The following is an 11,202-nucleotide window of genomic DNA, read 5'->3' as shown; positions in this document are numbered from 1 at the left end:
CCCCTCACCTCTTGTGGGAGCGTGACGACGTCAAGGACGTCGTCCAAGACCGCCGGCTTTAGAAAATCGATTGTCATCGAACGGACGACGAAGGCAAAGCCGGGCGCATCGTTCCGAGCTTCTTCGAGCAGCGCTTGCTGATTGGTTCCGAGNAGGCGCAAGTAATTCGTTCTGCCGCGCTCCATGAACCGCAAAAAATTTGCGTGATAAACAATTTGGCCGGAATCTGTATCTTCAAAATAGACCCGGACCTGCAAGTGATGGCGTCCGCCGCGAATTTCGCCGTCAAGAGTGGCTGTCACGGTGCGGTTCCTCTGCTGCGCTTCCGGAACCAATGTCTTGCACAGACGCGCTTTTCTGAGCAAGCGGCAAAAATCTCGAGTTTGGCTCCTGCAGTCGGAAGCTCAGCGCCGCCACATGAATGCCGGCATGCACTGCGCGCGGTATCGATGGCGTCGCTAGTCGGGCACGCTGAGGCCAACCTGCTCGTCGACTACTTTTGGCTGCGGCCGGGGCCGCTCGATCTCCACCTTCAGCGAATTGGCGAACGCCATTGTTTCAGCGACGAGCGCATCGAGTTCGCTTTTCCAGTCATGCATTGACGTCCCCCCGCACGGCTCGGCCAGGGTTAGGCTTCGCACCTGTTCTGGCATTCGGACGGCTACTCGCGCTAGAACGGAGCCTCCGAAGAGTGACCGACCAAATGAACCGGCTGCGAGATCAAGCGCACGAGCGCCCCGCGCCGCGTACCGTCCGGATCGACCACTCTCTTGGGGTTAAGGGGCAATACCTCCCGGATGAACAAGGCGTACAGCGATCGCATGAAATGCCAATCCGTGTTGTCCTTGGCGCGTCCGAATCGGAGCTTCTGACGCGGATTCGGGTGATACCCAAAGCTCCCGGTGGCGTTCGAGATCAGGTGCGTCCGAACGAACTGTTCGAGGTCCGCGCGCTTCCGGATCCGCGGGATCCGTCTAAAGCGGGGAATGGTGGTCTCATTGATGTACATGTCGAACGTTTCGTCGTCCGAGCAGTTGGCTAACCAGAAGCTTGACTGCGCGATGATCGTCGCGCCCGGGACGTCGAATGCCTTCCAGTCCTGCTTCACGCGGTAATCTGTCTTCTCCATCATCGCCATCGACGCCTCGAGATTTTCGCTGAGCGCCAGCACCTCCTTCGGGAAAGGCATGCCGGCATAGCGGGAAACGAAGCCGTCAAACGACAGCGAAAGGATCCGAAGGTTGTTGATCTTCAGGTACATTCCCGCCTGGCTGGTCCGGAAGATCTGATTGTCCATTCCGCCCAGAGCGAAGCCCGTTGTTCGATCATCGGGATCGACGCTCACGATCGCGACTCGGTCCTTGATCCCGATCCGCTGATCGATTCTGAATTTGGGTGCGAACTCCTCCTTGTGCAACATGTTGTAGCCGAGCCAGAGTCCGACTCTCACTTTGTCGAGCCAGTCGAGCAGCCAATAGCAACGGGCCACCGCAAGCGACTTGCCGGCCATCAGGGATTCGATCGCGTTCTTCGCCCGGGCTTCCAGCGTCTTTCCATATTTCTCGTTGCACGGCTTGCAGGCCGGGAAGTGGAACGTGGACGCGGGACGGACGACGTCGGCACCCGTTATCGGATCGCTTTCGATCTTGATGACGCGGTTCGGATCCCCGGTCGCGCGCAACATCCACATGGGGATGACACGTTCGCGCGATCGCTCGGCCTTGCCGACCGGTTTCCCGCAGAAGATGCAATTCGTCCATCCCGGCTCGTTCGGGGCGCTTCCCCGCTTGAAGCCTTGGGGCATTAGCGAGGGAAACCGTCGGTCTTTATCGAATTTGGGAAGTATAAAGCCAAGTCGCCCTTTATCATCTGAAGAGGTTTCTGACCCTTAGACCGACATTCTTGGCTCTGTAAATCAAGAAGTGCCAGCGCCCGACGAGTGCGTTCTTGTCGGGCGGCCGCCGATACGGCGGCGCCAACGTTCCGTCTTGCGCGGCATGGTCGACCGCATGGTCGATGCGATGTTGCCAGTCCTTCGCGACGGCGAACAAACGAGTGTAATGATACTCGATCACGGCGAGGTTGATGCTGGGCCAATCTTTCAGATGCTGATCGTATTTGATTGACTCGGGATACCTAAACGTTTGGCCGGTCGGGTCGACCTCTTCGATGTGTTTGACCACTTCCTCGAAGAGCGCGGCGTCCCCGTCGGCATGGTCTATGGCACTCAAAAGCTTTTTGGCCTTCTTCCAGTTCCGGAGAAGCGTGTGACCAGCTTGGTACTGTTGACCTCTCCCCTTTACCCGGCCCAGGTCGGCGATGATGTATTTGATGTAGAGCTCCACGGCGTGGCGGAAGTTGAAGCAAATGGGGTAGACCAAGACGTCGATGGTGGCGCCCGGCACTTTTGCATCGATCAGAAGCAATCGGGTGCCTTCGAAATATCCCCAGGAGTAATCGTAGAGATCGTAAGGGCCGCCGTTGTTGCCGACGCAGGCGTTGAAGCGTGAAAGGTCGTTCTGAAGACCTCTGAAAAGATCATTCTGCTTGAAAAGTGCAACCATAGGGTACCCCTAGACCAAAACACGTAGCAATTTTGGCGGATTGTGGTGAACGACCGGCCGGCTTGGACTCACCTGTGGTGGGGCTTGGCTTCGGCATCGGCCGATGCGAAGCGAGCGAACAGTTGGTCGAATAATTCACCGCACCGGTACGAATGGTTGGTGTACCCGACGAGCGCGTCATCGGCCGCTTCGATCGCGAGCAAGAGCAGCTCACGCGCGCGAGCTCTAGTAATGGCGGTCGCGGGCGTGACGAAAGCGCCGTTCTTGTGTTCCAAGTAGAGGCAAGCTTCGCGGTCCGCTGCCAATCCGGCTTTTGCTTCTGTCTCGAGCCGCTGGCAGGTCTCAGGTCCGAGCGCATAACTTAGGCGCGAGCCCATGTAGACCGTGGGCAGCGAAGCCATGCTGTGCTTCGCTTGGTGATCTCGGAAGGGATCGCGTCCCTTGTTTTTTTTCGGTCTTGTCCCTGCGGAACAGACCTACGTGGGCTTTGGCTGTTTCTTCAAGGGCCGTGATGGCGAGGAAGGTGGATGTTCCGTAAGAACACCGCTCGAAGAGTACTGATGTGTCGGTTAGAAGCGATACGATGTGATCGCACGCAGCATTAAAATCGGGAACCGGGTCAACATAGAGGGCGCCACCATAATCGAGCGCTTCGAAGACACGAGCGAACCCGCCAAGCGGCTCATCTTTTTCGGTCATTGTCACTATCTCTTGTAACGCAATCTGGCCGGTCGTCCGTGACAGCCGTTAGGGCAACGCGGCCTCGGAGTTCCTTGAAGATATCCTTTTCTAGTCAGATGGTTATAGGATACGCTCCATTTGATCAAAAAGTCGCACAAGGCGGAGTTGCTCGCTGCGGCATCTGCACCCTTGTTTTTGTTCCCGTAATGTTCCAAAATACTTCTTTACCACGGAAAGCAGCTGCCGCGTCGAATGGAAAGCGGTCCCGGGACGCCTCGATAACTAGGGACTAGCAAACGCTCAACGCGCCTTTGCGCGCCCGTGTACAAGCCACACGTGTTCACGCGCATGAGTCCTGCTCAAGGTCACATCACCGCCGCGCCCCGCCTTACGAGCCATCTTCGTGCGCTCTCACTAATCGCACCCATTCAGAAGCTCGAAGACACGAAGGGGCTGCTACACACTCAGGGCCAATCGGCTGAGCATGTGGACCTTCGCTACCTCGCTTTGGCCGCTATTGAGCTGCTCATTGAGCGCATGGGAGCGGGCGGGACAGCCAGCCGGGCCGATCTCCTGGACTATCTTGCAAGTCTTGCCACGATCCAGTGGGACTCGATTTCTCCGGACGACGCTGCAACCTTAGCCGAGCACGTATTTGACGGGTTGACGAACGCCCGCGATCGCCGCGCCCGCTTCAAGGTGCGGCTGTTTGATCCTGAGAGACCTGGCGGCGCGCCATTAGAGTTTGGGCTCCTGCGCGCGGAGGCCTTGCCGGACGGCAAGGTCGGCTACCGGCTTACCCAGGAGGCGATCGAGGTCCATCTTAGCCTGCTGGATCACGATCCGCTAACCGCAACGCAAGTGAGCGAAATCATCGTCGAAGAATTCCTGAGGCGCGGGCTGTACGACCATGCGGTGAATGCGGCCGAACGCACGCGAACCAACAGCGTCCGGCTCGCGGAGGCGCTGCGCTTGCTTATGGCGGAGGCGCGCCGTGCCATCCTCAAGGTGATGTGGCAACACGAGCTCGGGCCCAAGATGCAAGAAGCGCGCGATCTTCTCGACGTCTCGATTGCGCGCGAGGGCGTGATGCTCTCTCATCTCAATGATACAGCCGCGGATGTTACGGACGACACCGACCGACGTCATCTCGCCCGCGTTCGCACACTGTTACTCGATGTGAATGACCGACACCGCAACTTGATGGTGATCGTGCAGACGACCGCCGACGATTACCTGTTGCTTCAGGCCGATGCGCTGAAGCTTCGCCCGCCAACGCGCCTACCGGACCTCGAGCACGAAATCCTCAATCCCTTGCTCAAAGCGCCGGTGTCTTTCCTGAGCCGCTCGGCCTCAGGGATTTTTTGCGCGCTTTCGGGTGCGCTGACGCCGCTGGTGTTCGACTTCGCTGCGGCGCTGAACGCATTCGAGCCCGATCTCGCGGATTATAGCGAAGGCGAACTCGTTCTGGAGGCGGGTGCGCCGTTGACACCGGTACCGCTACCCTTCGATGCAGCAACAATTGCGCGTGCGGAAACGTTTGCGCGTGCGACCATACTTGCAGCAGGCTCGATTAAGCTTGGCGATATTCTGGCGCGCGCCGCCGAGGAAGATGCCGACGACATGAGCTTTCAGCGCTGTCTGTTTTTGATCCTCGAGCAAGCGATCGATCCGCGAACGGCTGACATCGCTGCCGAGGCTTCGATCCTCGAGGCGAGGTTTGACGCGGGCTTCGTGGAAGGCACCGACGTCCGATTTACCGGCAAGCCCATAAGGAGGTCGCATGCATCCTGATGATGTTCGTGATGCGGCGCGGCTAGTGGAGTGGGGCCTGCACCCACGCGCCTTGCCGGAAGCCTATCCCGATTACCGCGAGCTCGTGCGCCGCTGGATGGATGATGGCGCGTTCAAGGCACTCGTCACCTCGGTCGCAGAAGGCCTCAAGCTGCGGGTTGTCGGGGTCACGCTACGCACCGGCATCGTACTCGGGACAGAAACAGAGTCCGTATTTGGTTACACGATCTCGCGTTTCCGGCGGCACGTCTCCAACGATGATGGTGCAGTGATTGCCCTTGTTCTTGTCGCAGCCTGCGCGACGTTCTATCCGGCCAAGGATGCCCTCGACAACGACGAGATCATGCCGCCGAGCGCGACCCTCTCTGAGGTGCGCGATCATTTGAGCAAACTCTGTCAGGCCCTGGAATCGCAGGACCAGCGGGGCGAAGCCACCGCCGCCCGCTGGCGGCGTGGATGGCAAGCACTGCGGGCTTTGCCCGACGTCAACGAGGATGCGCGGCGCGGGTCGCGCAACCATCTCCATGGATTGGTCACGCTTGTCCTCGGCCATCTTCATGAAATGGGCCTCGTTGCCGCGGACGAGCGCCAAGATGGCAATCATCTTTATGTGGTGACACCACGTTTTCGCATGATGCTGGCTGAACACGCAGCCGTACCCCTGCTCGACATTGCCCGCGAAGCACAAGCGGAGAAGGTCAATGCTTAAGATCAACCGCGCTTATCTTGATGCCTGCGGCTACGTCGACGGGATATTCGAAGAGCTTCTCGTCAAACCGATCGGCGAAGATGGGCGGCCAGCGCATCATGTTATTCATGCACCGAATGGCGTTGGCAAGACAACCGTTCTCGCGCTGCTGTTCAGCATCTTCGAGCCCGATCGCCGCAAGTTCTTGCGGACGGAGATTAATCGCCAGCACAAGATCGAAGACTATTTCATGCCGGGCCGACTGGGAGTCGTCGCGCTGGAGTTAATCAAGCCCGGCGTCAAGGACCGGCCGATACGGCACGTCGTCGGGCAGATTTTCTGGCTGACCGCGGCCTCAAAAGGGGATGACGGAGAGCCCGGTCTGCGCCGTTTCTTTGGCTTCGAGTGCGATGATGAGCTGTCGTTGGAAGGTTTGCCGTTCCGGGGGCTCGGCAGCCAAAGCCCGCTCCGTTCCCTCGATGATTTTTCAAAGTGGGCGCGTGAGATGCGCGCTTCGCACGCGACATTCTACAATACGGACTCGCTCGCCGCATGGCGGCGGTTCCTCACCGACGAACTCGGTGTCGACCTGAAACTGGTCGATGTGCAGCGGCGATTCTGTGCAAAAGAAGGTGGAATCGGCGCGACGTTCCTGGATTTTAAGACCGAGCAGCAATTCTTGGAAAAGATCTTCTCGTTCATGATTCCGACGAACGCCGCCGAGGGGATCATCACGACACTGGAGACGGCGCTCTCCAAGATTCGCGGATTGCCGCAGCGCAAGGAGCAACACAAAGCCCTCACGCGCTTGGGAACTTCTTTTCAGCCCTTCGCTACGGCGGCGGCCGCGCTCGAAACTGCAGAGGCCGAACGCGAACAGGACTTTTTGAGCCTCGGCCGCCTTTTTAGCCGGCTTAAACTCGAGCGCAGTAAGCTTGATGTTGAGCACAACACGGTCGAGGGCGAAATCGTTCTCAAGCAGCAGTCCCTGGAGACGGCGCGCAGGCGCTTGCGAACGCTTCAGGGCGAGATTCTCTTCCTTGAGAAGGCAGCGGCGGATCGCCGCTTCGAGGACGCCAAAGTTGAGCTCGCGCAAGCAAAGGAGCGTTCTAGCGTCGCAGTGCGGAGCCTGAAATCGGCGCGTGCGACCGATCTGCTCCGTAAGCTGGCGTCGGCCGGAGCGGAGCAACGCGACCTTGAGGCTGAGCTTGTGCGCATCGAGCGCGACCTTGCGCCCGACCGCGCGCGACTCGCGCGCGCCGGAGCCAACCTCCATGCCCTGCTGGACCGACTGGCGTCTGAAGCAGAGGGCGATGCGGCCTCCAAGGAAGCCGAAGCGCACCAGCTTCAGGAAGAGGCGGGCCGCCAGCACCGGATCGCAATTGAGGCGACGAGACGCGCTCATGCCCTCAAAGCAGAAGTGGACCGGCTCGCCTCGCGCGTGGCCGAGCATGACCGAGAGCGGAAGGAGCTTGAACGGCTGGGTGCAGGCAAACCGTCCGAGCAGCCTTCCGCCACAATCAGCCGCCTGGAGATGGAGCGCGCGGGTCTCGAAGATCAGGTTGCGGGCTTGGCGTTGGCGGATGAAGCGCTTGAAGCGGAGACACATGAGCTTGAAGGAAGGCGCACAGCAGCGCTCGGCCGTTCGCAGTCCTCTGCGGCGGAGGCGCAGCGGCTTGGTCGAAAGGCAGAGACAGGTCACGGGCTTGAGCGTGCCATACTTGACAGTCCCGTATTTGCTGCAGTCCTTGCTGGCCATGCGAGCGATCCCTACCGGACGGATTTGTTGGATCGTGTGCGCACCGCCCGCGCCTTAAGCGAGGAGCGGCGCCGTACCCTGACGAACGAACGCGAAACGATCGAGGGCGAGCTTGCCTTTCTCGATGCCGAGGGCGTGTCCTCGGTACCGGAGGATGTCAAGCTGGTCGTGCAGGCTTTGCGCGACGCCGGCATGGCACATGCCGTCCCGGCCGAGCACTATCTCGCGCAATACCGCCCCGATGCCGATAAGGCCTTGGCATTGCTGCGAAGCGATCCCGCTCGGTTTAGCGGCGTCTTTGTATCCCGCCTCGACCGCGCGACGCTGACGACGCTCGCTGCCGATAACAAGCTGAAACTAAGGGGCCCGGTCGTGGTGTCGGAAGCAAGCCTTGAAGCGTCCGCCGTCATCGCGGATGCGGGGATCGTGTTTGGCCCATTCAGTGCCGCGCGCGTCAATAAGCAGGCAGCCGCCGAGGAGAAGGCGCGGCTCGCTGCCGCGCTCGAAGAAAAGGAGCGCGAACTGGACGAGGCGCTCACCCAGCTCGGTCACTTGGAGGCCCTGATCGATAATCTTCGCGAGTTGCATGGTGCGTTCGATGAAGAGCGACCAGACGCCTTGCAGCGGCGTTCGCGCGTCCTGCAGAGCGATGCCGAGAGTGCCACACGCGAGGCACAGCAAGCAGCCGAACGTCAAAAGGCGATCACCGGTGAGCGCACGAAAATACGGAGCCGACTCTCGGACACGAATGCCACAATCAGCCGACTGAAAAGCTGGATACAGCATGTCGAACAGTTCGCCAAACGATATCCCGATATCGCTTCCGCCGCGGCGCGTATCCCCGTGGCGGCATCCGAACAGCGCAGCGAAGAGCAGGCAGCGAGCGTCGCCGAAGCGGCGGCGGGCCAGGCTCGCGAAGACGCAGCGACACGGCGAGCAGAGGCGGCGACCCTGCGCGAGCGCGCCTATAGCCGACGAAGCGAGAAACTGCACTATCCCGAGACGGACGGCGGTGCTCCTGATCGCACGGGTATTCTTGAGGATCTGAGCGCCCAATACAGGACGGCTGAGCAAATCCTCAACAGCAAGCGTGATGCGCAACAGGCGAGGGTCTCTGCGCGGCTCGGTACCGTGAAGATCAATGTCGCCCAGCTCACAACCGCGGCCGACACGGCATACGAGGGATTGGTGGCCACCGATCTCCAGCCGTTCGAGGCTATTGTCGATCTTGAGCGGGCGATTGCGGATGCCGAAGCGGATGAAAGGCGGGCGCACGACGCTGTCGTGCAGACTGATACCGCACTTGGGTCGGCGAGCGCTGCCCGCGGACCCGTCAACGGTAAGCTTAAGCGTGCGCTTGAGCACGAGCAATTGAGTCCGATTGCCGTGCCGGAACTTGCCGATGCGGCGGCTGAAGAATTGGATAGAGCTGCCGCGGAGCGGGAGGAACTAACCGCGGGCCTTGAAACCGAGGAACGGACCTTGGATCGCGCGCATGCGGCCCTGCAGACGCGCCAAACTGGAATCAAGGGCAAGATCACCGCAGTCAACCTGCAGATCAAGAATGCCGAAGGACACCTTCCGGAAAGCCATCGAGGCGAATTGCCAGACCTCAGTCTTAGCCATGAAGAGCTTGAGACTGCACTCGATCAGCTCGTCAGCCGGCTGAATGTGGCGGTCTCAGTCATCCAGAAGCTGGCCGGAGCCGCTGACGACACCTTCGAGGTTGTTCGCCTTCTCATCGAGGATGAGACCTTCCGACGGCTGGAGCCGCATGTCGCGGACAATCTGCGGCGCTTTACCACCCGCACAGCCGGCCGCGAACGAACGGCGCTCGCCGCGCGGATCGAGGAGCGCGTGGCGATTGTGCAGAGTGAGATTGAAAATCAGCAACGCGACCAGAATGCGTGCCTCGAACAGATGCGCCTCTACGTGCTGCATGCTGACGATCTGTTAAGGCGCGCGGCACGATCCTCGTTGATTCCGGACCATGTACCAATCTACGGGGGCGAGCGTATCCTAAAAGTCAAACGCCGCGTCGGCGAGGTGCCACAGGATGCCATTCGCAATCAGCTAGCGGTCTGGCTGAACGAGCAGGTCGTGATGGGGCGGGTTCCAAAGGATGGCGCGGCGCTGGCGGCCGAGTTGCTGAGCCGCGCACAGGGCGGACGTCCGCTGGGTATCGAGATGCTCAAGCCCAAGCGGGATGCCATTGAGGCTTACATGCCAGTCGACCGCATCGGCGTCTCGAATGGCGAAGGCGTGACCCTCGCCATGCTTCTCTATACGGTCATTCAGAAGATGGCGATGGACGAGCGCGCCGATGGGAAGAATGCTGCAACCGGCGGGTTTCTCATGCTGGACAACACCTACGGCACTTCGAATCTCATGGAGCACGTTGTCTTACAAAAGACCATGGCCGATGTGCTCGACATTCAGCTCTTTGTCACGACCTGCGTCGAGGACAAGCACGTACTGAATATGTTTCCGACCATCACCCGGCTGGTGCAGGGCGAGCGCATGTTCCGCGACGGCGCGGCGCAATATATCCGCGTGCGCGCGGCCGAGTTTCTCTTGAGCGAGTCCGAGCATGCAGCATGAGCCCGCGGCGCGCCTTATTCAGGCGCTGAAAGAGACGGGTCGCCGCCGCATACCACTCGATCAGCTTCGCAAGGAATTTGCCGCCGCTTGCCCCGAGCTTGCGGAGCAGGCGGATCGGCGCTCGCGCCTGGCGCAGCTTCTCCAAAGCGCCGCGGCGTCCGGCGAGATTGTGTTGCCGCTCGGCAAGCGCAGCTGGGACCGAACCGGCGGGATGCCGCTGCCGGGTTTTGTGGTGCTTGCCGGACCCACACCGCCGCGTATTCCAGCCGTCGCGCCAGGATACAGCTGGCACCCCCTCTTGGGGTTTGCTGCAAGCGAGCGGAATCGTCTTCGCCTCGAAGCCGCACGCTGTATTAACGAGTGGCTGAAAAGCGACCCTGACTTATCGCTGAACGTGCCCATCAAGGAACGCTCACTCGAAATCTTCGGGGACGAGAAGCGCCTCGACCGCCTGCGCGCAGGAAGCGACCACCTCTTCGGACGCTTGAGCCTTTTGTCGCTCGGCTGCCGCATCTGTCCCATTCCACTTCCTTTCGAGCCAGGTCCAGCATCGGCTGTAGGCAAGCCCATTCTGATCGTCGAGAACAACGACACGTGGGTCTCCTTTTCGAGGTGGAACCGCGTGGCGGCCCGCTTGTCAGCGGTTGCCTATGCAGGGGGCGGCCACGCCAAGAGCCTCGCCTATGATGAGACATTCATCGATGAGCTGGTAGGGCGGTTTCAGGCAGAGACTTTGTACTACTTCGGTGACATCGATCCGGCCGGCTTGCGGATTGGCAGTCAGGCGGCACAGCGGCGTGCCTTGCGCCATGCCCTTCCACTTCAGCCCGCCGCGTCGCTCTACACGTGGCTTGTTGAACACGGAAAGCGCACGCCGCTGGAGGGAAGCGAGCACGTGACGGATCAGGATATCGGGTGGCTTCCATCCGACCTGCGGGGTCCCGTCACCGCCTTGTTTGCTTCGAGGCAGCGTGTTCCGCAAGAATCGCTCGGGACACACGCCTTGATGTCGGGACGCGTGCCGGAATGTAGCTTCGGATGATCGTGACTCTCGTAAGAGCCTCCCTCGCACGCCTTCTCCGGAAGGAGAGGGCGAGGAGAGGCGTGGTACAGAA

Annotated in this window: 9 protein-coding genes and 1 pseudogene; 4 read left to right on the top strand and 6 right to left on the bottom strand. The window is 60.4% G+C overall.

Translation table 11 applies throughout. The annotated features are described in order from the left end of the window. From YUA_RS0132015 to YUA_RS52765, 6 genes and pseudogenes are all read right to left on the bottom strand, one after another. Positions 1-302: YbgC/FadM family acyl-CoA thioesterase (locus tag YUA_RS0132015; RefSeq protein ID WP_035972357.1), on the bottom strand; the 302-nt coding region annotated here is incomplete at its 3' end. A 156-nt stretch (positions 303-458) separates the two neighbouring features. Beyond that, positions 459-599 (bottom strand): hypothetical protein, encoded by a 141-nt coding sequence (locus YUA_RS50405; RefSeq protein ID WP_156947388.1) that lies wholly within the window; start codon positions 597-599, stop codon positions 459-461. A 71-nt stretch (positions 600-670) separates the two neighbouring features. After that, the gene (locus YUA_RS0132005) at positions 671-1,510 is read right to left on the bottom strand and encodes a hypothetical protein (RefSeq protein ID WP_156947386.1); all 840 of its coding nucleotides are present in this window, start codon (positions 1,508-1,510) and stop codon (positions 671-673) included. A 355-nt stretch (positions 1,511-1,865) separates the two neighbouring features. Next, on the bottom strand, positions 1,866-2,564 hold the full coding sequence (locus tag YUA_RS0132000) for a HEPN domain-containing protein (RefSeq protein WP_027534361.1): 699 nt from the start codon (positions 2,562-2,564) through the stop codon (positions 1,866-1,868). Between the two features lie 68 nt (positions 2,565-2,632). Beyond that, positions 2,633-3,004, bottom strand: a pseudogene (locus tag YUA_RS52400) (AbiV family abortive infection protein); the annotation flags it as partial. Beyond that, on the bottom strand, positions 2,907-3,263 hold the full coding sequence (locus YUA_RS52765; RefSeq protein ID WP_084293000.1) for an AbiV family abortive infection protein: 357 nt from the start codon (positions 3,261-3,263) through the stop codon (positions 2,907-2,909). The gene YUA_RS52765 and the pseudogene YUA_RS52400, both read right to left, overlap by 98 nt. Positions 3,264-3,581: 318 nt before the next feature. Between YUA_RS52765 and YUA_RS0131985 the strand changes: the two genes are divergently transcribed. From YUA_RS0131985 to YUA_RS47185, 4 genes are read left to right on the top strand one after another with little or no spacing between them, the layout of a single operon-like run. Beyond that, on the top strand, positions 3,582-5,039 hold the full coding sequence (locus YUA_RS0131985; protein WP_156947382.1) for a hypothetical protein: 1,458 nt from the start codon (positions 3,582-3,584) through the stop codon (positions 5,037-5,039). After that, complete coding sequence (locus YUA_RS47190) at positions 5,029-5,748, top strand: hypothetical protein (RefSeq protein ID WP_051383483.1); 720 nt, start codon at positions 5,029-5,031, stop codon at positions 5,746-5,748. Before YUA_RS0131985 ends, YUA_RS47190 begins: the two co-directional genes overlap by 11 nt. Continuing rightward, a complete protein-coding gene (locus YUA_RS0131975; RefSeq protein ID WP_027534358.1) occupies positions 5,741-10,087 on the top strand; it encodes a hypothetical protein in 4,347 nt (1,448 codons plus the stop codon). Before YUA_RS47190 ends, YUA_RS0131975 begins: the two co-directional genes overlap by 8 nt. Beyond that, on the top strand, positions 10,077-11,129 hold the full coding sequence (locus YUA_RS47185; protein ID WP_051383482.1) for a Wadjet anti-phage system protein JetD domain-containing protein: 1,053 nt from the start codon (positions 10,077-10,079) through the stop codon (positions 11,127-11,129). The genes YUA_RS0131975 and YUA_RS47185 overlap by 11 nt, the downstream gene beginning before the upstream one ends. Positions 11,130-11,202: the final 73 nt, after the last annotated feature.

The sequence above is a fragment of the Bradyrhizobium sp. WSM3983 genome (assembly GCF_000473045.1).
Taxonomy (GTDB): domain Bacteria; phylum Pseudomonadota; class Alphaproteobacteria; order Rhizobiales; family Xanthobacteraceae; genus Bradyrhizobium.
Note: the sequence above shows the minus strand (reverse complement) of the source record. Positions and strands in the feature narration are given on the sequence as shown.